24 protein-coding genes, 1 pseudogene and 1 other annotated feature are annotated in these 24,534 nt (G+C 36.5%); of the genes and pseudogenes, 6 read left to right on the top strand and 19 right to left on the bottom strand.

All coding sequences use genetic code 11. The annotated features are described in order from the left end of the window. Positions 1–28: 28 nt before the first annotated feature. From CEF19_RS21180 to CEF19_RS21165, 4 genes are all read right to left on the bottom strand, one after another. Complete coding sequence (locus CEF19_RS21180; RefSeq protein ID WP_100407881.1) at positions 29–898, bottom strand: carbohydrate ABC transporter permease; 870 nt, start codon at positions 896–898, stop codon at positions 29–31. A gap of 15 nt (positions 899–913) precedes the next feature. Next, a complete protein-coding gene (locus tag CEF19_RS21175) occupies positions 914–1,807 on the bottom strand; it encodes a carbohydrate ABC transporter permease (protein WP_227522051.1) in 894 nt (297 codons plus the stop codon). 59 nt (positions 1,808–1,866) lie between these two features. Continuing rightward, complete coding sequence (locus CEF19_RS21170) at positions 1,867–3,183, bottom strand: ABC transporter substrate-binding protein (protein ID WP_100407879.1); 1,317 nt, start codon at positions 3,181–3,183, stop codon at positions 1,867–1,869. A gap of 160 nt (positions 3,184–3,343) precedes the next feature. Further along, positions 3,344–4,414, bottom strand: coding sequence for a LacI family DNA-binding transcriptional regulator (locus tag CEF19_RS21165; protein ID WP_100407878.1), 1,071 nt, complete (start codon positions 4,412–4,414; stop codon positions 3,344–3,346). 390 nt (positions 4,415–4,804) lie between these two features. On the opposite strand from CEF19_RS21165, the gene CEF19_RS21160 reads away from it, so the two are divergent. Continuing rightward, entirely contained in the window at positions 4,805–5,536 is a 732-nt protein-coding gene (locus CEF19_RS21160; RefSeq protein ID WP_227522050.1) for an aspartate/glutamate racemase family protein, read from the top strand. 188 nt (positions 5,537–5,724) lie between these two features. Continuing rightward, complete coding sequence (locus CEF19_RS21155) at positions 5,725–6,531, top strand: histidinol-phosphatase (protein WP_100407876.1); 807 nt, start codon at positions 5,725–5,727, stop codon at positions 6,529–6,531. 145 nt (positions 6,532–6,676) lie between these two features. On the opposite strand, the gene CEF19_RS23370 is transcribed toward CEF19_RS21155, so the two are convergent. The 3 genes from CEF19_RS23370 to CEF19_RS23365 all read right to left on the bottom strand — a co-directional run bounded on the left by CEF19_RS23370 (position 6,677) and on the right by CEF19_RS23365 (position 7,362). After that, entirely contained in the window at positions 6,677–6,829 is a 153-nt protein-coding gene (locus CEF19_RS23370; protein WP_157801047.1) for a hypothetical protein, read from the bottom strand. A gap of 32 nt (positions 6,830–6,861) precedes the next feature. Beyond that, positions 6,862–7,128 (bottom strand): alpha/beta-type small acid-soluble spore protein, encoded by a 267-nt coding sequence (locus CEF19_RS21150; RefSeq protein ID WP_100407875.1) that lies wholly within the window; start codon positions 7,126–7,128, stop codon positions 6,862–6,864. A 75-nt stretch (positions 7,129–7,203) separates the two neighbouring features. Next, a complete protein-coding gene (locus CEF19_RS23365) occupies positions 7,204–7,362 on the bottom strand; it encodes a hypothetical protein (RefSeq protein WP_157801046.1) in 159 nt (52 codons plus the stop codon). 289 nt (positions 7,363–7,651) lie between these two features. On the opposite strand from CEF19_RS23365, the gene CEF19_RS21145 reads away from it, so the two are divergent. Continuing rightward, on the top strand, positions 7,652–8,629 hold the full coding sequence (locus CEF19_RS21145) for an aldo/keto reductase (protein ID WP_227522049.1): 978 nt from the start codon (positions 7,652–7,654) through the stop codon (positions 8,627–8,629). A 241-nt stretch (positions 8,630–8,870) separates the two neighbouring features. Here CEF19_RS21145 and CEF19_RS21140 read toward each other — a convergent pair whose 3' ends face one another. From CEF19_RS21140 to CEF19_RS21100, 8 genes are all read right to left on the bottom strand, one after another. After that, positions 8,871–9,143, bottom strand: a complete 273-nt coding sequence (locus tag CEF19_RS21140) for a hypothetical protein (RefSeq protein ID WP_157801045.1) — start codon at positions 9,141–9,143, stop codon at positions 8,871–8,873. Positions 9,144–9,293: 150 nt separating this feature from the next. Next, a complete protein-coding gene (locus tag CEF19_RS21135) occupies positions 9,294–9,998 on the bottom strand; it encodes an SAM-dependent methyltransferase (protein WP_100407873.1) in 705 nt (234 codons plus the stop codon). After that, entirely contained in the window at positions 9,995–10,195 is a 201-nt protein-coding gene (locus CEF19_RS21130; protein WP_100407872.1) for a hypothetical protein, read from the bottom strand. The genes CEF19_RS21135 and CEF19_RS21130 overlap by 4 nt, the downstream gene beginning before the upstream one ends. An 84-nt stretch (positions 10,196–10,279) precedes the next feature. Beyond that, positions 10,280–10,529, bottom strand: a binding site (T-box leader). A gap of 838 nt (positions 10,530–11,367) precedes the next feature. Further along, positions 11,368–13,005, bottom strand: a complete 1,638-nt coding sequence (locus CEF19_RS21120) for an ArnT family glycosyltransferase (RefSeq protein WP_100407870.1) — start codon at positions 13,003–13,005, stop codon at positions 11,368–11,370. A gap of 21 nt (positions 13,006–13,026) precedes the next feature. Next, the gene (locus CEF19_RS21115) at positions 13,027–13,764 is read right to left on the bottom strand and encodes an SDR family oxidoreductase (RefSeq protein ID WP_100407869.1); all 738 of its coding nucleotides are present in this window, start codon (positions 13,762–13,764) and stop codon (positions 13,027–13,029) included. Further along, the gene (locus CEF19_RS21110; RefSeq protein WP_100407868.1) at positions 13,761–15,128 is read right to left on the bottom strand and encodes an FAD-binding oxidoreductase; all 1,368 of its coding nucleotides are present in this window, start codon (positions 15,126–15,128) and stop codon (positions 13,761–13,763) included. The genes CEF19_RS21115 and CEF19_RS21110 overlap by 4 nt, the downstream gene beginning before the upstream one ends. Positions 15,129–15,183: 55 nt before the next feature. Then, positions 15,184–16,146, bottom strand: coding sequence for a lysylphosphatidylglycerol synthase transmembrane domain-containing protein (locus tag CEF19_RS21105; RefSeq protein WP_100407867.1), 963 nt, complete (start codon positions 16,144–16,146; stop codon positions 15,184–15,186). Positions 16,147–16,163: 17 nt separating this feature from the next. Further along, positions 16,164–17,012: a decaprenyl-phosphate phosphoribosyltransferase gene (locus tag CEF19_RS21100; RefSeq protein ID WP_264755146.1), complete on the bottom strand. Its 849-nt coding sequence runs from the start codon at positions 17,010–17,012 to the stop codon at positions 16,164–16,166. A 406-nt stretch (positions 17,013–17,418) separates the two neighbouring features. On the opposite strand from CEF19_RS21100, the gene CEF19_RS21095 reads away from it, so the two are divergent. The 3 genes from CEF19_RS21095 to CEF19_RS21085 all read left to right on the top strand — a co-directional run bounded on the left by CEF19_RS21095 (position 17,419) and on the right by CEF19_RS21085 (position 20,475). Beyond that, complete coding sequence (locus CEF19_RS21095; RefSeq protein WP_100407865.1) at positions 17,419–18,111, top strand: hypothetical protein; 693 nt, start codon at positions 17,419–17,421, stop codon at positions 18,109–18,111. 569 nt (positions 18,112–18,680) lie between these two features. After that, positions 18,681–18,869, top strand: coding sequence for an OsmC family protein (locus CEF19_RS21090; protein ID WP_100407864.1), 189 nt, complete (start codon positions 18,681–18,683; stop codon positions 18,867–18,869). 673 nt (positions 18,870–19,542) lie between these two features. Beyond that, complete coding sequence (locus CEF19_RS21085) at positions 19,543–20,475, top strand: LCP family protein (RefSeq protein WP_100407863.1); 933 nt, start codon at positions 19,543–19,545, stop codon at positions 20,473–20,475. 227 nt (positions 20,476–20,702) lie between these two features. Here the strand turns inward: CEF19_RS21085 and CEF19_RS21080 are convergent, their stop codons facing one another. The 4 genes and pseudogenes from CEF19_RS21080 to CEF19_RS21065 form a co-directional block, all read right to left on the bottom strand. Next, positions 20,703–22,214, bottom strand: coding sequence for a malate:quinone oxidoreductase (locus CEF19_RS21080; protein WP_264755145.1), 1,512 nt, complete (start codon positions 22,212–22,214; stop codon positions 20,703–20,705). A gap of 630 nt (positions 22,215–22,844) precedes the next feature. Next, positions 22,845–23,228, bottom strand: a complete 384-nt coding sequence (locus tag CEF19_RS21075; protein ID WP_100407862.1) for an IolE/MocC family protein — start codon at positions 23,226–23,228, stop codon at positions 22,845–22,847. Positions 23,229–23,473: 245 nt separating this feature from the next. Continuing rightward, positions 23,474–24,003, bottom strand: a pseudogene (locus CEF19_RS21070) (DinB family protein). 78 nt (positions 24,004–24,081) lie between these two features. Continuing rightward, a complete protein-coding gene (locus CEF19_RS21065) occupies positions 24,082–24,510 on the bottom strand; it encodes a hypothetical protein (protein WP_100407861.1) in 429 nt (142 codons plus the stop codon). Positions 24,511–24,534: the final 24 nt, after the last annotated feature.

Genomic DNA, 24,534 nt, shown 5'->3' with positions numbered 1-24,534 from the left:
GCAACACTAGTGTTCTAAAATACACTTATTATTCTTTTACAGCACCTAGTGTCATACCACTGACAATGTACCTCTGAACTAAGATTGAAAATACCATTACTGGCAAACTGAAACTTACAGCGGCAGCTGTCATTGGGCCTAGATCCAAGTTATATGCTGTCAAAAATTCTGAAATTCCAACAGTCGCAGTTTTTGCTTTGGTACTAGTCAATAGTAATGCAAATAAGAAATCATTCCAGGCTAACATGAAACAAAATATTGCCGCTGTAGCTAATCCAGGGAGAGATACAGGAAGTATCACTTTAATAAATGCTGTTAAAATATTGCACCCATCAATTCTAGCTGCTTCATCAAATTCTTTTGGAATATTTTTGAAAAATCCGATCATGAGCCATATTGCAAAAGGAACATTGATGGCCGTATAGGTAATGATTAAGGCAACTCTAGTATCAATTAGCCCCATTCCATTAATGATAATATACATCGGTATTGCTATACTGATCATTGGGACCATTCGAACACACAATGTTAGTAGAAGGAATATATTCCCTGTTTTCGAAGAAAACCTAGACAGTCCATATGCTGCAAGCGCTCCTAAGAAAACAGCTAATATTGTACTAATTGAAGCTGTAATAAAACTATTGAAAAAGTATCTTGCAATGGGCATCTGATTAAACATTGTCACATAGTTTTCGAATGATAATTCTCGCGGAAAAAATGTTGGTGATGGACTGATCGCATCTGATGAAGGTTTAATAGACGTCAAGACTATATAGATATATGGACTAATAAATAGTAGTGCTAGGACAGTGGTAATTAAACCGATAATTGTTTTATTCTTCTTAAATAGTCTTCCTAGCGTATTCTCATTAGAAATTCTTGCATTAGGTTGACTCAATTTATATCTTCCTTTCTATTTCTTGTTAGCCTTGAACATTGCTATTAAGAAGTATGAGCTTATTACTAACAAGAGAGTAATGAATATTACTGCCATTGCACTTGATTCTCCAACTTGCCCATATCTAGTAAGTGTTTTGTACATGTAAGTGCTTAATACTTCTGATGAATTTGATGGTCCCCCTTGTGTTAACACCCATACAATATCAAAGGTTCTAGCAGCATCAACGGTCCGAATGAGCACAGCTACAATCATTACTGGAAACAGCGATGGTAGCGTCACATAGAGAAATGTTTGTATTTTATTCGCCCCATCAATATCGGCTGATTCATATAATGTTTTAGAAATCCCTTGAAGTCCGGCTAATAAAACTAACATCATAAATGGAGTTGTTAACCATATATCCGCAATTATTGTCGATAGTAAAGCAAATCTCTCATCTGATAACCATTGAATTGCATGTCTACTTGAAGTAATGTTAAAATCGTAGAGTAGCTTATTTACTATTCCAAATTGGTTATTTAACATGAATCTCCATATTAAACCTGTTACTAAAGGGGCTAGCATTAACGGAGCTAGCATTATTGTTCTTACAATACCATGCCCTTTAAAAGCAGTATTCAATAACAAAGCAAAAAATAATCCTAGTACTAATTCGAAACCTACTGCTACTACGACATAAATGATCGTGTTCATTGTTGTATCAATAAATCTTTCAGATCTTATTGCCTCAATGTAATTACTCAAACCGACAAATGTACCTCTACCTTGAGCAATCATATCGATTTCAAAGAAACTATCTCTAACTAGCAAGGCTACAGGAAAGAACAAAAAAACTAACATAAAAATTCCTGCAGGAGCGAAAAAATAAATGGAAACTCTCGATTCTTTTGTCATACTATCACTCACTTCGATAATATTTTTTAAATGGATAGGGATGTCCCCTACCCATTTAAATTTAGTTATCTCTAGTTCACTATTCCTTTAATTACTTCTTTCGCCTTATCTAAGGCTTCTTGCGGTGTTAGTGAACCACTAAATACACTTTGAACTGCTGGAAGTAAGGCTTCGCTTTCAATTTCTTCCCATTTTTCCGTTGACGGTCTATTTTGAGTTTGGTTTCCGTTTAATGTGGTAGCTAACTCGTTTAAATGTGCAAACTCCTCTTGTTGACCATACTCTTCGAAGACTGACTGTCTAGCAGCAACACCTAGAGCATCTGCATACAATTCATTATTTTCGTACAAAAATAACAAATATTCTTTAGCAATATCCTTTTTCTGTGATGAAGATGGAATGACCTGATACCAAGGCCCAGGGACAACACCTATTCCGCCATCTCCTGCAATCATTGGAGCCGCACCTACATCCCCGGCTACATCTGATGTATCTGGATCATTTGAAGGAACAAAGAAATGCCCCCATGCTAACATCATTGCTAACTTACCATTATAAAATAATTCTGATGTTTCTGCCGAAGCTGTTTCCAGAACCCCTTCTGGAACTACACCTTCCTCATTCACTAAATCATTAAGAAATTCTAAAGCTGCTACATGGTTCTCGTCATTTACAATAACTTCACCAGATTCATCAATCACTAAGGATTCCGCCCCAGCCTGAGCCACATGATCTAACCAACTCGCCACTGAGTCACCTGACGTGGCTCCAAAAACACTAGTACCATATAATTCAGGATACTTCTCATTTTTTCCAAAGAAACTGGCTACATCCTTGTATTGATCCCAAGTTTCCGGAGGTGAAAGCTCATACCCGAATTCCTCAGAAAATTCATCTTGATTATTGGAGTCATTAAATAAATCTTTCCTGTAGAGTAGAATTTTAGAGTTTGTCCAAGTCGGGAGCCCATAAACATTTCCATCCATTGAAGCCCCGTCTATTAAACCAGGGAATAAATCGTTCTCCATATCATCAGTTATTTCTTCTTGAATTGGCTCTAAGCCTTTGTAAAGAGCCGGTAACCAAATGGTATCAATTGTTGCAACGTCGAAGGCCCCCGCACCAGACGTTAATTCTGTTCTCATTCTGTCATATACACCTGAATATGGTACTGACTCGATGATAACCTCATAGCCAGTATTTTCTTCGAACTCTTCTTTTGTAAGCTCTGCAACTGTTTGAGCTGGACTACCACCTTCAACAAGAACGGTTAATGTCTGATCACTATTACTTTTATTTGTATTATTACTGACTTCATTATCCGAACTACAAGCAGATACCAACACAATAAGTAATGAAATACCAATTAGAAATGGTGATTTCCTCAAATTAATTACCCCCTTCATACCTTCTCATAATAAATATATTTTTAAATAGTACTGCTAAAAAAATGACACCTCCTTTAATTAATATACCTTACAACTACTATTTTTTGTGCGATTCCGCAATCGATTACGTAATCGATTACGTAAATCGTACAAAATCAATTTAATACGAAGATCTTTTTAGATTTTCGGTCTTTAATTGAATTTGGTCCCAATTAGAGTTGGGATTTTTTATTCTGTTCAGAATCGACTCTGCAGCTCGCACACCTATATCAAATGCAGGTTGTTTAATTGCTGACAGGGGTGGAGTAGTAATTTCTGTCCAGTCATAATTGTCATAACAGATAACAGCAATGTCATTTGGAATTTTCATTTTCTGTTCTTGAATACATAAAATCGAACCCATAGTCATTATGTTGTTCGCTATAAATAAAGCATCGATGCCTTTTGATATTAATTGATTAGTAAGATCATATCCTGATTGAAAAGAGGACTCACCAAATAATACATAATTGGGATTAAAACTTACTTTATTATTTGATAGTGCAGCCTTGTATGCTTCAAATCTTTCATTATTAGGATTAAAATATATGTTGTCATTTTTTATTCCAACTCTGAAAGCTTCAAATTTTTCAATAGAAGTAGTTATTCCTAAGCCAGAACTTAAAAAGCCAATATTATTATAACCAGATTGAATCAAATCAGTGACCCCTTCATATGTCCCTTGAAAATTATCTACTAAAACATAATCTCCATCATAACCAATAGGCAATCTATCAATCATGACTATTGGGAAGTTACTATCAACCGTGTCTTTTATGTTCTTAAAGTCTTCGTTTGTAGGAGCCAAAATTAAACCATCAACTTGTGTGTTAAACATTTTTATAAGGTTTAATTCTTGTTCGGGATCTTCTTTTGAATTACTGAATATTAAATTATACCCCTTACTTTTTAATTTTTCCTCGATACCTTCTGCAATGTGCATAAAAAAAGATTTTGAAGTGTCCTCACGTTTTAATGGAATGATAAATCCTATTGTATTTGTCCTAGAACTTCTTAAACTTCTTGCTGCAGAATTGGGTTGGTAGTTAAGTTCCTTCATTACCTCATTCACTTTTTTACTAATTTCTTCAGATACATATCTAGTTTTATTAATTACATGTGATACTGTTGCAGTAGATACTTTAGCTTTCTCAGCAACATCTTTAATACGTACACCATTTTTATTTTTCATACTAATCACCAAATCTCATTTGTTATAAAATCGATTACGTAATCGATTAACTAGATTTATTATAAAGTCAAAACCAATCTGATGTCAACACTTTTTTGTAAGTGCTTTCACTTTTTTATAAAGGTGATTGCTACAAGTGAACTTTTATTAATATTTCACACGCTTCTTTTAAATTAACGTACAACAACCCTCAAAAAGCCTAACTTTCTTTAGCGTCAGAAATTAGGCTTTTATAATCCATATTTTGTCTTAGCGTAAGTTTTCGTTAAAATGTTGGCGGTACCCCGTTTAGGGTATGCCCCCTTCCTAACTTGGATATTTAGACTTATTTCCCCTAATAAGGTGGAAACGTGCTGGTGATACTAAAGTTACCATAAACGGAAGGGGCCAATGATGATTTATCATGCAAATAAAGGACAAGTATTCTACGGGCACACAATTGGTATATTAATGCTAGATACCTTTGTACCAATGATTCCAGGCGATGTGGGCAATGCTACAACGTTTCCCTACCCTGTGCTTTATCGAACATTAAAAAATATCACAGCTAAGAAAATGGTTGCTATGGATTCAAGTGTGCTACCAGAACTAATCTCAAAAGGGAAAGAACTTGTTCAGGATGGAGCAAAAGCCATTACAGGAGATTGTGGCTTTTTGCTCCTTTACCAAAAAGAATTACGAAGAGCATTGAATGTCCCTGTTTTTCTTTCAAGTTTACTACAGCTACCTTTTATGCTTCTTATGCTTGATAAAGAAGACAAAGTTGGGATAGTAACAGCCGATTCAACACAACTTACAGACAGGGTACTAGAAGAGGTTGGGATTGAAAAAAATCGTGTGAAAATAGGCGGCCTAGAAAATACGAAACATTTTTATAATGCTTGCATTGCCGAAAGCGGAACGTTAGATTATGAAAAAAATGAGCAAGAAATTATTACAACAACTTTAAATCTAATAAAAGAAGACAAAAGTATTAAAATCATTTTACTCGAATGCAGCTTCCTCCCCCCTTATTCGAGAACCATTCAAGACAAAGTAAAACTTCCTGTTTTTGACTTTAAAACAATGATAGATTATGTACATTCCTCATATTTAAAACCAACTTATCATGGATATCTTTAGACAATAAGTAACCAATCTATATTAGCTTGATGTTCTTACGAATTTGAAATAGAAATATAAAGGTTTAACCTGGAGTTTGTTGAATTATACAGAAAGAGGCCATCTGAAAACCTACACTTTTCTATCATAGAAATGCTTCAAATTCTTTCACAGCCTTATAACCTATTTTTAGAAAGGGTGTTACTTGAGTGAAATTTGATTTACATACTCACCACGAACGCTGCGGTCATGCGATTGGAACGATTGAAGAGTATATTAAAGCAGGGATTGAATGCGGATTAGACGTGATTGGGATTTCTGATCACACGCCTTTTTTTTATAGTGAGGAAGACCAACTTTTTCCGAAAATAGCGATGAGTAAACAAGAATTGACCCGTTATGTGGAAGAAGTCTTACGGTTAAAAGAAGCCTATAAGGGTAAAATAGACGTTCTTCTTGGTATTGAAAGTGATTTCTTTCTAGAACATATTGACGTCTATCGAAACAATTTAACGAAACACCCTTTCGACTATGTTATTGGCTCCGTTCACTTTGTGGGTGATAGTAATATTTTTGAAAAAGGACGCTGGGAAGGCTTATCCGAGCGACAAAAAATCGAAACGAAAGAAAACTATTATCATCTTATTGAAAAGTCTGCTCGTAGCGGATTGTTTCAAATTCTCGGTCACATTGATGCAATGAAAGGCTTTTACCCCGAGTTTTCTGGGATTCAGACAAATATCATCGAACCAACCTTACGTGTTATTGGAGAACAAGGTATCGCAATTGAGATTAATACATCAGGAAAAACAAAAGATTGTGGTGGCTGGTACCCTGCAGATGATATTTTAGAAAGAGCCTTGCACTACAATGTTAGCGTCACATTTGGTTCCGATGCCCATCATCCTGACCGTGTTGGTGATGAATTTCAGGCTGTACAACAAAGATTAAAAGAAATTGGCTTTAAAGAAATGTGTTATTTTAGTCAAAAACAAAAAAGAACCGTCTCTCTTTAAAAATATGATGTAATTATTATGGCCCCTAAGCAATATAACAGACTGCAATTCATGTGTATCCTCGATTCTCTTATCAACAAAAGGATATCAAAGGAGTCATTCCTTTTGATATCCTCTATACATAAGCTTCAATAATCTCCACATCTTACTTTAAATCGGAAGAGTCATCATAGTCATAACGAAACCCATCTTTTTGGGCGTTACCTGTCTGTTTTGCTTTTGAATTGTTCGATTTATTCTGGGTCGCTTGTTCCACGTTGTTCGATTGATTTTGCTGTTTCTTATTGAAAGAGTCCATCTCGTTCCTCCTAATATCTAATCAGTAAACGTTCATTTCTCTTCAGATAGCTTATTTTGGGCGATTTTAATCATTTCTTTGACCATAGAACCGCCAATTTGACCGCCGACTCGTCCAGCCTGTTTTGATGTTAATTCGCCATTGTCACCTCGTCTTAGGGGGATATCGAGATCTTTGGCAACCTCATATTTAACCTCTTCAGGTGTGGAGGCTTGATACCCTTTCCTATTCATAACTTGTCCTTTGAACTGATTGACTGCAGAGTGCGCCTCGGGAACGAGTAATTTATTTCTCGTCATTTGTTCAGCCCCCTTTTACTATCAGGATGTTTGATTCTTGTTGTTTGATTCTAAGGAAAGCTTAGAGGTTGTTCATTATTTACCTTTATGATTAGCTTTAAGCGTTTGTTTCTCATTTTCTAAGCCATTGTCACTAAATGCATTATCGCTAGTTAAGTCATTACTAATAGGCCCCCCGTCTAAATGACGACTACCATTTGTTTTATTTTTAATTCCTTTATTTGCTTTCGCCATAAGCTCAGCCTCCTTTAACATGGTAACCTTTAGTATTTGCATAGGTCATTTTTCAATACGAAAAAGGATAAATTAATATGTTAAAATGCAGTGCGCGCCTTAAAATTTACTTATTATTTATGCCTCAATTATTAAACCTTACTTTAAGGTGATGAAATACCCTATTCACCCTCTTTCCTTGATAACCTAATCAAATTAGATTACATTGAAAATACGACGATTTAAGCTACATCTACATATCAAATGGAAAAATAGTTAATGAATAATTACACGAGGAGATGATCGAGGTTTGAAAACACTACCAATCAATGACTATGGCTTAACGGCAAATCAACTTATTTTTGGATGCATGGGACTCGGTGGAGGATGGAACCGCGAGGCCATTCAACCTGAACACATTACTGTAGCACATGAGGCGGTGGAAGCTGCGTTATCATCTGGAATTAATATGTTTGATCATGCAGACATCTATGCATTCGGAAAAGCTGAATCCGTCTTTGGACAAGTGCTAAGAGAGAAACCAACCCTTCGTGAAAAAATTATCATTCAATCAAAAGTAGGCATACGTTTTCCAGATGAAGAAAAAGGACTGCCTACTCGCTATGATTTTTCCAAATCATATATTTTAGACAGTGTTGATGGCATTCTTTCAAGACTTGGCATTGACTACTTGGATGTCCTATTATTGCATCGTCCTGATGCCCTCATGGATGCCCGTGAAGTTGGCGAAGCCTTTCATCAGCTTAAATCTTCCGGTAAAGTGAGGAATTTTGGCGTTTCGAACATGAGCGCTGGTCAAATACGCTTGCTGCAACAACATTGTAGCGAAAAAATAATTGCCAACCAATTGGAAATGAGCTTACATAAAATCGGATGGCTTGAAACGGGTGTGCATGTGAACCAAAAAGCTGCGCGCAATAATATTTTTCCTGAGGGCACATTAGAATTTTGTCAAATGGAGAACATCCAGATACAGTCATGGGGCTCTCTCGCAAAAGGTTTATTCACTGGGAAAAATATCGAAAATGAAAACGAGAACATACGGGAGACGGCTGCTCTTGTACACAAGCTAGCTGAAGAAAAAGGGAGCTCAACAGAAGCTATTGTTCTTGCGTGGTTAATGAAACATCCCGCGATGATACAACCTGTTATTGGTACAATAAACCCAAATCGAATTAAAGCCTGTGCGGAAGCTATGAATGTGACATTAACGCGGGACGAATGGTATACCCTTTATGTAAGTTCAAGAGGCGTGTCTATGCCTTAAACTTTCAGAATTGGTTTGAAATAAAAGTGGTGTTTCGTAAATTTGGCGAACCGAAAAGAATCCATTTTATTAAAAAATGGATTCTTTTCTTGATCTACATAAAATTGCACTATCTCAATCATCTTATTAGCATAATCAAGAAGGTTTACATGCTGAACAGCCAAGATTTGGCTATCGGTAACTTTTTTTAATCTTTCTCTGTAAATTCGTACTCCGCTTATTCCAAAATAGTCAACTTGGTTTAATTATCTAAATCATTTTCAAGAAACTTATCAAGAAATGATTTTTTCTTTTTTGTTAGAACAGGTTTTTCATCTCGGTATCGTACAGCTTTTTCTAAATTATGTAATTTATCCGCAATAAACAATAGTAACATAACAATCATACCAAGCATTGCAGCTAAACCGGCAACAAAGCCTGTAAAAACCTCATTACCTTCGAAAATACTAACTACGCCAATACCAGCGATTCCTCCTATAAACAGCAAAAATAGCATTCCTACCAATTTCCACACAACAAATCCCCCAATCAATGCCATTTTACCACCAAAAAACAAATCATAATAAAAGATTCTGCTCCTACTTCTATGAAAAACAGCATCCTTGGTTTAGGCATACACCAGGTAGCTGAAGAAAAATGCAATCGTATAAAAGATTGCACCTTTCTAACCCTTTATTATTTTTAACATTGAGTTAGCATTTGTTTGAAACTCATATGGTACTTTAATTTCTTCAACTGTACAGCCGTTCTCAGCAAGAAAATTTATTATTTTATCTAAATGCTCATATCGCTTTCCTTCTAAATCAACTAAAGGAAAAATACGGATTTCCTCTTTCGTAACTCTTAATAATTCATTTAGCGTTTCTATATGGAATTGATAATTTAATCTATCCGCATACATGAATAGAAAATGTGCAGAGAGAATGATATCAAATTCTGCATTATTAAACGGCAAAGTAGGTAAAGTAACAGGGATGTAGTGTTCGCTTGATTTACACATATCATTAGTACAATCATTTAAGGCACTTAGACGATGTTTTTTAAGTCCTTCTATATCATTGAAATAATCCCATTTATAATTATTTTTGGCTTTTTCCATATGCTCCATTGCGTGTTCAATATCTTGTAGACCTTTAGTTTTTAGAGCTTCACTCGAATGATAATACGCAATATCACAAGCGGTTACATCTAAACCTGTTTTGTTACCGATAGCAGTAAACGAACAGGCCCCTGCTGGACAATCAAGTATTTTCTTCCCGTGTAGTTCTACTTCGGAAAGTGAGAACATATCCAAATACTCGTCAAAGGTTCTCCCAATAAAAATAATACGCTCTAAATCTAACTTTGTACTCTGCTCAGCTTTACTCAACTATACTCACCTCTTAAAATTAATTTTACGTGCAATTCATTTGCGAAGTCATTCATCGTACGATAAATCGGTGCCATTGTTACTTTTATCGCACTCCTATTACTTAATCTACACCGACTATCTTGTTTGACTACTTGGTAAACGTTTTGAATATCAGACGAAGTTATTTTTCTTAAAATAATTCGAACTGTTCTCAAGCACACCTCTTTCAATATTTTATAGCGGATATTTTAGGTAGTGACTCAACTACATTAGAACGCAAAAAGGGTCACTCATCCTCTAACAAGGACGAGTAACCCGCGGTGCCACCTTCATTCGTTTATATAAATAAACGCACTTAATCCGTACAGAAACAAAATGAAACATTTCGATACGTAGTCTTTTTTAACGGTAAGACATCCGCTAAACCTACTAGTAGTTCAGTCCAGAAGCTCAGAAACCCATTCGACAATAAGCCCGTACGGATTCTCAGCAACCATCCGCTCTCTGAAACGTTCCTTAAAGCCTACTCTTTTTCTTCATCACTCTTGTATATTAATTAAATTGTAAATTATGGATAACGAAAAATCAAGTGGTATTAAAAAATTTCAACTTTTATGATGTAATTTACTTTTTCTTGTCCACGAAAATGCTTCTATATATGGTTCCCCAATTAAGCGCATCAAACATTTTAACAGCCCAAAAACTACATATTAAACTATTACTGGATAATACTAATATTTTTTTTACTTGAATATATTTAAGGAATTAATTACGCTTTTATTCTTGGTTAATATCATAATAAGAAAACAAATGAAATAACTAATACATGGGACAATAAACCAAGCAAAGCTTCCAGGTGTAAACATTAAGTACAAACTGATTGGCAAAGACCAAATAAATGCGATTAACAAGAGATACTTTTTATACATTAAAGAAGAAATAATTGCTAAACAAGCAGGGAGGCATAACATAACAAATGTATTAGCTGCCATAGCTTCAGATGTTGTAGTTGTGTAAGGATTATAAAAAACTAATACAATCCACAAAAAAATGCTGCATAGACCAGCTATAACTCCCAAGATTAATCCTGTTATTTTCAATTTTATTACCCCTCAAATTAAATTAATTCACTTATTATTCGACAAACCCTTAAACAATACCTTCCTATTCCATTTAACTGCGGTGTTAGAAGAACAAGTAAAGCGATGCCTTTAAGCATCGCTACTACAACGTTTTGGTCCTAAGCATTCTATTTCTATTAACACAACTCTCGTACAGACTATATTAAGGGTTTGAAGAAATTTTTCCACCGGAACTCCTGTAATTCATGGATTAAGGTCTCCCCACTTGGTTTCTATTGATAGAACATCCAAATAGCGGTCACTAATTAAAATTCTATAGAATCAATTCGACCGATAAAATAAGTCGGATGCCCTCCTTTCCCAGTGATAGTTCTTTCATCCCCCCAGGTCATTCCAAAAACAAGGGTTAATTTATCTTTCGTATCCATGGAAAGAACATATAAGGTATTAGGGTTGGCTTTCGTAAAAATGGTTTCCCACCTGTTGTAAAAAGTGAAGTCTTTCTCATTTTCCCAATTCGGTGGAACCTCCTGAGCTTCACGACCTTCATTCGGATCTATTCCCACCAATGGACTGTTAAATCCCTTCACTCGAAGCATCTTGCTAAGAGCTTCGGCTTGTTTACCTTGCTTGTCCACGGCGATAATTGTTTGATGGTCGGACTCGAGTGTTTGGATTGCTAAAAACTCAGCAGAATTGTCACGACCGGATTGAATATATGACTCAGCATAACTGTATAAATGGTATAGGGGCAGAGTCAGAATAAGCGCCCATGCCACCAGTAAAATCATCCCACGCTTTATATTCCATTGTTTATGCTTGTCGTTTCCGATCCAAGGTTGTATCCATGCACCAAATGCTACAGCTATAGCGACCAAACAAAGTGGTAAAAGATAAGCGATGTATCTGGTCCATAAATAAAACTCATATTGATCATTTAATACAGGGATCACAAGAAGACTCGCAATCACAATCGCCAACAGCAGAGCCCCATGACGAAACCTGATTAACCGACGAAAGCCATCTATCAAACCAATGATAAAGAGAAGCATGATCAGTAAACTAATCACATTCAACCCTCCTTCTCCGTCAGGAAACGTGCTTGACAAAGAACGGATAAGTTCTGTGATCATCTCGAAAATATTTTCAAAATAACCTCCAATTGAAAATTCCTCATTAAGTGCATAGTCCTTTCGTTTAACCCAAAGAAACGAGTCAAAAGGTTTTATAATATTATGAATAATCATGTTGCTGTATCCGGCAATAAAAACAATGATTGCTGTTCGATATCCGGATTCTCGGTAAAAAGCTCGCCATCCAGAATGGATTATCAGGTAGAAAATCACACCTAATAAGACGGCAATAACGGAAGGATGAGTCTGAAGGGTTATTGCCCAGGTTAAACCAGCTAAAGCCCATAAAGACTGCCTCTTTTGACCGATTGTCTTTAGGGTGATCAGTACAGCTAAGGCTACAAAGAATGGCGTTGTAACGTTTGACCATGCCATGTGTGTGACAAATATATGCATGCTGTTAGTGGCTAAAAGTGAGGCCACGATAATGGCAGGCAGTCGTCCAAACCAATGTCTGGCTATCCAATAAGTGACAACGACGGTCGCTGCACTGAGGAGGACTACATATAATCGTGGCAAGTACACGCTATATCCAAATAATTTAAATAACCCCGCCAGTATATAATTATGAAATGCCCCAATGTCATGGGACGTATTATGCAACGGCCAAACCTCACCTCTTGCAATCCGAGCGGATAATTCCACCTCTCTCCACTCATCAATGAACCGAGGGACATCATACATGTATGGAATCCGGACGAGAAGTGCAAGAAAAAATAAAATGAAGCTAATTCTCCAATCACTTTTTCGGACTTTACTAGTACCCTCTTTCTCTTTAGCATGAGTAACATTAAGCTGCTTTTCTTTCATCTCAATAACTCCTCCACACTACTACAACTTAAGTCTTTTAAAGACTCGCTCTGGAATTGACTTTAAAATGAACATGATTATAGACCAATAACCTGGGACATAAATGACATCATGTTTCTTGCGAATGGAGTCGTGTACCCTTTTGGCCACGTCCTCCGGCTTTGCTACCAGGAACAGCCCGTTCAAGCCATACGTCATTTGAGTATCAACAAACCCGGGTTTGATGGTAGCCACATGGACTCCCGAAGCATACAAACGGTTCCGTAAGCCTTGTACATACACAGATAAGGCCCCTTTGGATGAGCCATAAATATAATTGCTTTTCCGCCCTCGATCCCCAGCAACGGATGAGATAACTCCAATGAAACCGCTTCTTTCAACCTCAAAATAACGGGCAGCCGTTTCAAGCAAGGACACATAAGATGTAAAATTAACATCTATCATTTTTTTTGCCTTCGTGAAATCAGTTTGAGCCGTTTCCTGATCGACCATATTTCCATAGACCAAGAGCATCCCGCTAAGTTTTCCGGCTTTCTCAACACAAGAAGCAAAGAAATCGGAGTGTGTATCAAAAGACTCAGCGTCAATGGTTTTTACATTGACAGGAACTTGATAGCGAATGCGGATATCAGAGGCAATTCTCTCCATTTCAGCCTTATCTCGCCCCGCGAGGATCAAAGAATATTCTTCCTTAGCATATTGATGAGCGAGTGCTTTACCGATCCCAGATGTGACTCCTACGATCAAAATGTCCTTCATCCGATATCCCCCACAATGTTTAACCTCCTGGCCATCGAGGACGAGAAGAGGCCTTCGGGATCGAATTTGGCCTTTATCTCTTGAAACGCGGAAAGTTCCGGGTACATTATGGCAAACGTGCTAGGAGTCATTAGTGAATCCTTCGCTAAATACAAGACCCCCCCATAACCTAGCACCAATTCATCCAATTCCCGTATAAACGTCAATAACCTGTCTCCGCCCCTAAACGGAATATCCAAAGAGAGCGAGTATCCTTTCCGAGGAAAACTGAGTAAGCCATTTCCACTCTCACCAAACCTCTTCAAAACTCCAAGAAAAGAGGAGCACCGTGCTCGACTTAATTTCTCCAGAACCTTTGTAAGTCCTTGGCGACTTGTTTCAAGGGGGAACACAACTTGATATTGAATAAATCCTGTTTTTCCGTATATGCGATTCCAACTTAAAATCACATCTAGCGGATAGAAAAAAGAATCATAGTCAACGAAAACCCCAGAAGTATTTTTAAAGCGCCGATAGTAAAATGAATTGAATGCTTTGATACTATAAGGATTGAGCACAAAAGCGGGTAGGTTAAAAGGCACCTTTAGCTTTCTTCTGTTTTTTAATGAAAGAGGCTCATTAATTTCCACCTGGTCTTTTGAGGCATGGTTTCCTAACATAAGCACCGAGCGCCCCATCATGCGATTTCTAGATAGACAATCGATCCAGGCCACCGAGTATTGATACAGTTCCTCCGTTTCATTGAGCATGTCGATGGCTTCATCAAGATGGCCTGCCTTTTTGTAATCAACCTGAATAAAGGCCGATTCCACCTTCATTAACTTAATCCTTGTACTAAGAATGATTCCAGTGAGGCCGATTCCCCCTATTGTCGCCCAGAATAAATCTTGATTTTCTTGACGGGAACAGTTCATAATTTCACCTGAAGAAGTAAGCACATTTATATCAAGTATATGACTCGAGAGTGATCCGTCCCTATGATGATTCTTACCGTGTACATCATTAGCTATCGCACCGCCCACCGTCACATATTTCGTTCCTGGTGTGACCGGAAGTGCGTATCCCCGCGGCAAAAACACTTCAATAATTTCTCTAAATGTAACCCCCGCTTCACATTCCAACACTTGCGACTGATCGTCAAAATAGAGAAAGCGATTAAAACGGGTATGCATGATAATACCACCTTGGTTATTTAAGGCGGTATCGCCATAGCTTCGTCCCAATCCTCGAGAAATATAGTGAACCTGGGATTTGGATTGGAGGATTTCCCGTAAATCTTTATATTTTTCCGGTCTATACATATATCCCGTTTCTTTCGGAAAGTTTGCCCACCCCGATAAAGTACCTTTAACACTTCTACTCATTTAACATCGCTCCTAAAAAACCCCATAAAAATTTACCATACAGTTTAAAAGCCAATCATTTTATTTGATTGTCAGCCTTTACATAAAACCATCTTTTAGAATTTATAAGTAAAACAACGCTTCCAAGGATGACCCCAAACCAAAGTGTTGCAAACCTACCCATTATCATTGCAGCTATGGCCTTAGAATAATCAATGCCTAGCCCTACCATTAACCCAGTCATACTAGCTTCCGTTACCCCTAATCCGCCTGGGAGCATTGATAACGCCCCGGCAATAGAAGAAAAGGAAAAAACAAAAACAGCTTCCAAAACACTTTGATTCAACTCAAGTCCCCGAAGTACAAAATAAAAAGATAGACATTCTAAAAACCATGAAACTATACTGATCATTGTCGTGTATAGAATCGTTTTAAACCGCAGAAGCTCACTCGTGCTTTCATATAATACTTCAAATCGGCCTGAAATCCAGCTCAAGACGGGATATTTTTTAAATTTATTAAAAATGCCTTGAATTAATCTTTTATTTTGCAACAATAGAACAGCTGAAAGGAGTATCAGAGAAGTAATAACGATGAACCAACCACCGGTGGAAAACCGAGTAATGCCCCACGCAGCGAGGAAAATCATCGCCAACAGATCCGTAAGTCTTTCAACAAACACAACTGGAGCTGTCCTAGCAATATCCACGTTCTCCGATGATTTGAGCAAAAAAGATTTCAGAACCTCTCCTGCTTTTCCGGGGGTAATGGCCATTGACATACCGCTGAGGAATATCATAAGACTGTTTTTAATGGAAATCCGAATCCCTATCGTACGCAAAAATACTTCCCACTTCAAAAACCTCAACAGATACCCTAAAAACGTTAGTCCAAATATTAGGGCAAAGTAATGCCATTCAAAACCGGTAAAGGATTCCCGTAGAGCATTGAAATCTGTCCAAAGCCCAAAAGCTATCAAAGCAAGCAGGCCTAACAATAAACTAATCCTTAGTTTCTGCTTTATATACATTGCATCCATTGTTGATTACCCCATCATTACTGCAAAAAAATTTTTATTAACATCACGCTCAGGGTAAAGAAGATAACCGTCAGCAAAATATGCTTATCCTCAAGCAAAACCCTTTCCGGACTCCCTCCCTCTTGCTTCATGTGAACGAGATATAAATAGCGGAAAATGCCATAGATAACAAACGGAATCGTCCACATCATATAAGCATTCTCATCTGTGTTCGCTGTATAAAGAGAATAAGTAATAATTGTAGCAGCGGTAACAATAGAAATTAATTGATCCAAAAAGTGTAACGAGTAATGTTCTAAAACTTTTCTTTGCTTAGTTTTATCGCCGTTTAACAATTTCAATTCGTGCCTTCTTTTCCCCAATGCAAGAAACAATGCAAGCAGCATGGTGCAGAGGATAAACCAGGAAGTCACGCCGACATCCACAACCACGGCACCTGAGAAACCACGTAGGACAAACCCTACAGCGATAACCATGACATCAATTATCACAATATGCTTTAGCCAAATGCAATAAAGGATGTTTTTGGCCAAGTAGAACAAAAGAATGCCGGCAAATAAAGGAGTAATCCAGTAAGCCGTAATTAAGGCTAAAACCAATAAAAGAGTCCCAAAGGACATAGCAGTTCTGATGCTCAGTGCCCCGGAGGCGATTGGACGCTTCGATTTTTCAGGGTGCAGCCGGTCTTTTTCTACATCCATAATATCGTTAATTATGTACACGCTGCTGGCAGTAAAGGCAAAACAGAAAAAAGCCGTGATGGTCATGACCATTATCTCGGTTTCTAGGAATTTTTCCGAGAAGACCGGTGCAGCAAAAATAAGCAGGCACTTTGTCCACTGCTTCGGCCTAAGCTGGGCAATCAACGGTTTCAGGTATATGCCCCTCCTTTCATCTGTGAACATATTTAATTAGTTGAATACTAATGTTCCCTGCCCTAACAAGAATATTCATTAATCGTATTAGACTTATTCGAGATCAAAGTTAAATGGATAAATTGATTATAATCTTTTAGTTTATTCCGTTTGTTTAAAGGCATTGAAATGATGATAATGAATCGAAGGAAAATTCCTCTGAAAAGTAGAGGGAATAAATATGAGCTTTTGTTAGAGTTAAATAATTTATTTTCCACTAGTTGAATAACACTATTTTCCTTGTCATTTAGTCATGACACCCGTTTGTTAAATAAGGAAAACATCATCTATTTACTGTATTTATTTATAAATGTTTCGGATACTAAGAAGAATTAAATGAATGAAGAGGGTGGATTTTATGGAACAAGAAGAAAAATGGAAAACTGCAGCTGTCTCAATGGCAAGCGATATCAAGGTACAAACTTTTGGCGGAGCGGAAAAGATAACTCAAACTATTGAAGATATGGAAAAGGTTCAAGCGATTATTAATAATTGGAATGCTATGTCAAAGAAATCGGCAAATCTTACAATCGAACAATATGGTTCTCCGAATGAAGCGATTCCAAGTCGATTAATCTGGTACAACAATCGACCTTGGAAACGAACTATTGTCTATCGTGATGAAATCCCACATGATTTCCCACAACCCCATACCGATGTTATCGAGCAAGTTATTAATTATACGGTCCCCCAAGAGATGTTTAACGAGCTTGCTAAGTTTGATGGAAGTTTAATCGTTGAAAAGACAAGGGGCGAGGTATCTTCTCGCTGTGATATGGAGGCTGCGAATTTTACTGCCCTTAACATAATGCACGATATTTGTACTGGAAAGTTAAATGCCGAAAGAGGACGCGCTCTTCTCTGTGAGGTTATGTCGGCTCATATGATGAATAGACCAGCACCTTATGCTGAGAAACTACAGTTCGATGTGTCAAAAGAAGAACAATATGATACAGACGTAGTAATGATTGCTGATGAAATGGTAGAGCAAGCGATAGAAAAAGTAAACGATATAGTCGATGGTAGTATCGGTAATGGTAGGTACCATTAAAAATATAAAAATTCTTTAAGCGTTGTCTTGAATGACAGATTTCTTTTAGGTATTATTACCACACCACTTAAGCATGGACCCTGTACAGGGTCCATGCTTAATCAATGTAATTTTTTATTGAACATTCTGCCCTTTAGTTAAATTAATTCATTCTTTTTTACAGTTCTCCCAAAAAACCCAATTAAAATCAAAAGTGATGGAACTAATGAGAACAAAAAACCAAGTTTTTCATAAAGCATTTCATCCATATCAATTAATAAATAAACGAACTATATCCAGCCATATGAGATCAAAAGTATCTGTGGTTAAATGAACCATCCACAGTAATAAGCCAATTACGACAAATAAAAAAGTCGAAACCAATACTACTTTTTTATCTAACCCATCACCTCTCTCTTTTTCTCCAACTATAATAGTTCTTCTAGTGAAACAAGGAATAAGCGATGCCTTGTTAACGCATCGCAACCTTAAGTTGAATAATTTTCACAACCATTGGAATGGTTTTAGCTAACTCATCATGTTCTTAACTTTTTTACCCCAACAAGTTAAAAGGGTCTTTCAAAGGAACTATTGAGGCACCAGAAGGAGTATTGAAGATCACGCAGATTTCTTGTCATTACGATCTGACGGTACCACAAGGAACACGTGAAAAAGCAGAACGTGCGCTAAACGTATTTGATCGCAACTGCCCGGTTTCACAAACATTAAAGGGTAGTGTAGAATTTGCACATAGTTGGACAATAACAGAAGAAGAGTAATCACATATGTAATACCGTTTATAATAAATAAGCGGTATTACTCTCTTGGAGTATTTTAACCGATTGTCCATTCTACTCCAACTTGGTGAACCTCATTGTCGAATGCTCTGATAAATTCCCCTATTTCTACTTGTTCTCCTATTTTCTCAATATACTCTCTTATCAATACTTAAAATATACTGCCACTTAACTCTTTCGAATACTAGTAAATAACATCTCTAACTGATTTTAGGACAATTCATTTGCATGATTATAGAGTGTAATGTACAATAGAACTCTCCGACATTTATTAACAATTAAGGGGTAATGACCGAAAAGTAGACATTATCTAACTTGATTTCACTCTTGCTCAGTTAAATATAATTTCCCTGTTTTTTTTTAAAATTTCAGATAATTCTGCTATATCAAAAATCCTAGAATTAATATGATTTCTAACTTAATACACTCAGAAACTTCCCGTTAGGCTTACTCATAGATCTCGAAATGCACACACATCAGGAAATAGTTTTCTTGGTAGATACGGTGATTTCAAACCCCTGCAACTGTTTGGGATGTACTCAATTACCTCTGTGTTCCCGTTTTACTTCAAATCACAAGTTTCCCATTTTTCTTGTTACTATTATATTTATTAAATTTTTATTTGTTATTTTATTTAGTGATGGTGGTGTATTCTATGGATAGTAGGTTAAATCGGAAAGGTAAAAAAATGAAGAAAAGAACTGTTCTTAAACGGATAATTCTTATATCAATGATATTATTACTCTCAGTGATAGGATATTCAGGTTATCAATATTTTATGGGTATTAAAGAGGCAGATGCTTCAATCAAAAAAAAGCATGAGTTTAATGCTCCTGAACAGAAAGTTAAGGGTACATTTAATGTCCTCTTACTAGGATCCGATGCCCGTAATGGTGAAGAAATTTCACGTACAGATACAATAATGATTGCTCAATACAATACAGAAACGAATAAACCAAAACTTGTTTCTATCATGAGAGATACGTATGTAACGATACCTGGCTACGGTAATAATAAGATTAATGCTGCTTTTTTCCATGGAGGGCCAGAGTTACTTCGCCAAACGATTAAACAAAATTTTGATATTGATATTCATTATTATGCAATGGTTAATTTTGAAGGCTTTGAAAAAATTATAGATGTGATCTCTCCCGACGGAATCGAAATAAATATAGAAAAACAAATGTCTAAACAAATAGGTGTAACTTTAGAACCTGGTCTCCACAAGTTAAATGGGAAAGAACTACTTGGTTATGCGCGTTTTCGTCATGACCGAAGAGGAGACTTTGGTCGTGTAGAGCGTCAACAAGAGGTCATATCAAGTATAAAAAATGAGTTTACAAGTTTATATGGAATAAGCAAACTTCCGAAAGTGATAGGCACCCTACAACAATACATTGATACAAATTTAGAGACCTTAACGATTTTTAGTATTGCAACAGAAGTGATGTTAAATAAAAGTGAGATAGAAACAATGGTTATACCGATTGACGGGTCTTTTACTGAACCTACTTATCAAGAAGTTGGACAGGTGCTAGAAATAGATTTCGAAAAGAATAAGAATGCTATCCATGATTTTCTTAGGTAGTAGTTAACTCACTACAACTGCGAATGTTAAAAAAATAACCTTTAATCTAAAGATAGATTAAAGGTTATTTTTTGTTACAATGTTATTCTACTATTTACCCAATTCCTTGAGTTTTTTTACCTCTTTTTTCAATCATGCCTTTACAATCTCTTCATCATCGTAACGATAGTCCATTGATGAAAAATATTGGTTACACAATAAATACCTTTGTTTCTACATCCAAAGAATTAACTATAAGCTAGCTCTTTTTCACGTAGCTCAAGGATCTCGGCTGTTGAAGTATGAATTTCCTCTAGAAGCTCTGGATTTTCCATAAGTGACACGCCATATGAAGGAATCATTTCTTTAATTTTTGGTTCCCACGCTTTAATATGTTGTGGGAAGCATTTTGTTAATATCTCAATCATAACTTGTACGGCAGTAGAAGCCCCCGGAGAAGCACCTAGTAATGCTGCGATCGAACCATCTGCGGAAGTAATCACTTCCGTACCAAGTTGAAGCGTACCTTTGCCGCCTTCAACAGTATCTTTGATAACTTGTACACGTTGGCCCGCTACTACTAAATCCCAATCCTCGCTCTTGGCGTTCGGGATAAATTCACGTAATTCTTCCATGCGCTGTTCTTTCGATAACATAACTTGTTGGATCAAATATTGTGTTAATGGTATCTCTTTTACACCTGCCGACAACATCGTTAAGAGGTTATCAGGTTTTATGGAAGTCACCAAATCAAGCATTGAACCTGTTTTTAAAAACTTTGGTGAGAAGCCTGCAAAAGGTCCAAATAGCATCGATTTTTTATTATCGATATATCTTGTGTCAAGATGCGGAACAGACATTGGAGGAGCACCAACCTTAGCTTTGCCGTATACTTTTGCATGATGCTGCTCTACCACATCTGGATTATTACACACCATGAATATGCCGCTTACTGGGAATCCTCCAATATGTTTTCCTTCAGGAATACCTGATTTTTGCAGTAAATGTAAGCTACCGCCCCCGCCTCCGATAAAGACGAATTTTGCAGTATGGCGTTCGACCTGCCCGCTATCAACATTTCTCACTTTCAATTCCCACAAGCCATCGCTAGTACGTTTAATATTATCAACACTATGTTTGTAGTTGATGTCGACGTTTTTACTATTTAAGTGGTCAAATAACATACGCGTTAAGGCGCCAAAATTGACATCAGTTCCTGAGTCGATTTTAGTTGCTGCTATAGCTTCATTCAATGGACGATCTTGCATAATAAGCGGCATCCATTCCTTCAGTTTTGCCGGGTCATCGGAGTATTCCATCCCTTGAAACAGAGGATTGTTTGACAGCGCTTCAAAACGTTTCTTTAAAAACGTTATATCTTGTTCCCCTTGTACCATACTCATATGAGGCAATGGCATGATAAAGTCCTGCGGATTATTTATCAGTTTGCTGTGTACAAGATACGACCAAAACTGCATTGAAACCTGAAACTGTTCATTAATTTTTATAGCTTTGCTAATATCTATAGATCCGTCCGGTTGCTCGACGGTATAGTTAAGCTCGCACAGTGCCGCATGACCCGTTCCCGCATTATTCCATTCGTTAGAGCTTTCCTCTCCCGCGTTTGCGAGCTTCTCAAACACTGTAATTTCCCAGTCTGGTACTAATTCTTTCAGAAGTGTTCCCATAGTCGCACTCATGACTCCGGCGCCAATTAATATGACGTCTTTTTTAGTTTCTCTGTTGCTCATATTTACCAACCTTTTCCCCTGAAATTTGCAGAAAAGATGTAGACGCCACACTAAGCTAAGGCGCCACCTAGTCACACACCTATTCTGTCTTATTATAACTATATCATAGTGTATTACAATGATTTATAGATTAAACTATCTCTTATTATATGATAATTATAAGTTATTTAAAAGCTAGTAAAAGTGAGAAGTCTATCTACAAGGCTTTGGTTTGCCGTTACCAGTGAACCGCCCCTTCTAATTTTCGCCTTACTTATTAAGCGCACTATGAATCAAATATAAATCTAAATAATACACTTTTACTCGTTTCAGAGATTTTGCGAATGCTTACTTTGCACTCTCATATCCAAAATCAATGATTATTGTTAAAACATAGTTTGTGTGAAGAAATGAACTTAACTAAACTACATCTTGTCTAAGTATAACATTTCACAATCTAAAAAGTCTTTTAAAGATTTAAAATCTCAATGAAAAGCTGACTTCACACCTTATAGTAACTTTAGACAACTAAATCTCTCCCTTTATAAAAACCTATTTTTTTATATGCTGCCCGTTACTTTATGTACAGTTCTTCACAACCTTTTTAAAATGACTAACTTCTTTAAGCATCCATCATTTAACATGAAAAGGTTATTCTTTTTACCTAGGGGCTATTTGTAATTCTTCATCTATAACTTTGGTAGCCTCATAAATTACACCACTGTCGGAACTTTTCATATCGAAATAACCGTTATAATACTCCCATATATTTTGATGATTAGAGTATTCTATAAAACTAACTAATATTTCATTAAACAAGAAGATTGCTTCCTTTTCTGTTGGGTGTCCTTCTACCATAAGTCTAAACTTGATATCGTTTTTACCATCAAATGCTGAGGTTGTTGTTTCTATTTCTTCTAATTGTATAAGGTAATCTTCAGATTTTCCAATTGTTTCATTTATATCAATGTCAGGCTGTTGACTACAACCAACAAAGACCAACAAAGTAATAGAAATGAGAGAAATTAAATTTATTTTCCTCATAAATTCTCCTCTCCTCTCCTCTCTTCTTAACACTTAACTTTTAATTCTAACACGTCAGCCTGGTATTTATTGTGGAATTTTCTTGTAATCAACTGCACCCCTAGTCAAATAACGAAAGCGATGCCTAGTTAAAGCATCGCTACCCGTTTGTCTAAGTACATACCCTTCATAAATTTTATATTTATACATGAAAAGTATTTTATTTATAACGAAAAGGCGCATCCTGTACTGAAGAAATTGCGCTTTTAATTTGATAGAGAAATTTTATTATACCACTTTCTAAGCTGATTGATATGAGCCTGATGATAGCGGTTATGGTCAGCCATATGCCATAGACCCCATCGAATGGTTGCTTGCTTTTCGTTTTCATGTCCAAAAGTGACAATTTTATCTAAATCAGTATCGGTTAATTGTGTGCAGGCATCTTTCAACATTTTTATTACAGCTTCGTATTCAGAGATAAGGGTATTTAAAAACTTCCTTTGACCATCGGAAGCCTATTATTTGCATCGATCATGGGACCATATCGCTCTTTTAAAGAATCGGGAAGGGGTTGACCTTTTATTCTATAAATCCAATTAAGATCAACATACATCATATGTTTTATTAACTGAGCGGTAGAATTATTGTTATTATTTGGACCTTTATAATCTACTTCTTCTTGCGTCATGCCATCAGTGATAATTTGTAATCGTTGGCTATTTTCTTTCACCGCGGAATATAATATTCCCACAATTGGTGTCATATTTGCTTCACCTTGTAAATCGTAAAACATCACAGTCCTCCCTCGTCTATTCACAGTTAATCTAATGTTCGCCAGCGATTATAGCATCCGGTACTTGAAGAAATAAATTTATTCACAATGATTAGCTTTATAATATTTCCCTTCATTTGGATATTTCCCATCTGGTGGTGTCCACCCATTTTGGCAAATATTTGTTTCATTTACGACTGAATATGTATAAGTCCAGCCTTTCTCGTTTTCAAAAGTAACTTCTAAGTGATAAGGGTTGTATTGTCTTCCTACTCTACGTTTAATTTGCCACTCTTGATGAGGGTATTCCCCCTCTAAAAAACGGTTTAGTTGTTCGGTCTTTTTTGAAACATGATACTCAATCCAAAAGGGACGAATCGTATAAAATAAAAGCAATAGTACAATCAATGACGATGCAATAATCAAACTAAGTTTCCTGACCTTACTCGGTAATAAAAACGGAATAATAAAAATAACAATTGCAAAAGCAATCGACACTGTAATTTCTATTACTGTTATTGGATGCAATAACATCCCCCCTCTTTTTTATAG

The organism is Bacillus solitudinis (assembly GCF_002797395.1).
Classification (GTDB): Bacteria; Bacillota; Bacilli; order Bacillales; family Bacillaceae_D; genus Halalkalibacter_A; species Halalkalibacter_A solitudinis.
This window is presented reverse-complemented; position numbering and strand designations above follow the sequence as displayed.

Bases quoted from the DNA above. Each gene is read 5' to 3' on its own strand.
- CEF19_RS21085 (WP_100407863.1), top strand. From the start codon at position 19,543: ATGGATAGTAGGTTAAATCGGAAAGGTAAAAAAATGAAGAAAAGAACT.
- CEF19_RS21160 (WP_227522050.1), top strand. From the start codon at position 4,805: ATGATGATTTATCATGCAAATAAAGGACAAGTATTCTACGGGCACACA.
- CEF19_RS21110 (WP_100407868.1), bottom strand. From the start codon at position 15,128: ATGAGTAGAAGTGTTAAAGGTACTTTATCGGGGTGGGCAAACTTTCCG.
- CEF19_RS21120 (WP_100407870.1), bottom strand. From the start codon at position 13,005: ATGAAAGAAAAGCAGCTTAATGTTACTCATGCTAAAGAGAAAGAGGGT.
- CEF19_RS21075 (WP_100407862.1), bottom strand. From the start codon at position 23,228: ATGAGGAAAATAAATTTAATTTCTCTCATTTCTATTACTTTGTTGGTC.
- CEF19_RS23370 (WP_157801047.1), bottom strand. From the start codon at position 6,829: ATGGACTCTTTCAATAAGAAACAGCAAAATCAATCGAACAACGTGGAA.
- CEF19_RS23365 (WP_157801046.1), bottom strand. From the start codon at position 7,362: ATGGCGAAAGCAAATAAAGGAATTAAAAATAAAACAAATGGTAGTCGT.
- CEF19_RS21150 (WP_100407875.1), bottom strand. From the start codon at position 7,128: ATGACGAGAAATAAATTACTCGTTCCCGAGGCGCACTCTGCAGTCAAT.
- CEF19_RS21095 (WP_100407865.1), top strand. From the start codon at position 17,419: ATGGAACAAGAAGAAAAATGGAAAACTGCAGCTGTCTCAATGGCAAGC.
- CEF19_RS21115 (WP_100407869.1), bottom strand. From the start codon at position 13,764: ATGAAGGACATTTTGATCGTAGGAGTCACATCTGGGATCGGTAAAGCA.
- CEF19_RS21165 (WP_100407878.1), bottom strand. From the start codon at position 4,414: ATGAAAAATAAAAATGGTGTACGTATTAAAGATGTTGCTGAGAAAGCT.
- CEF19_RS21105 (WP_100407867.1), bottom strand. From the start codon at position 16,146: ATGGATGCAATGTATATAAAGCAGAAACTAAGGATTAGTTTATTGTTA.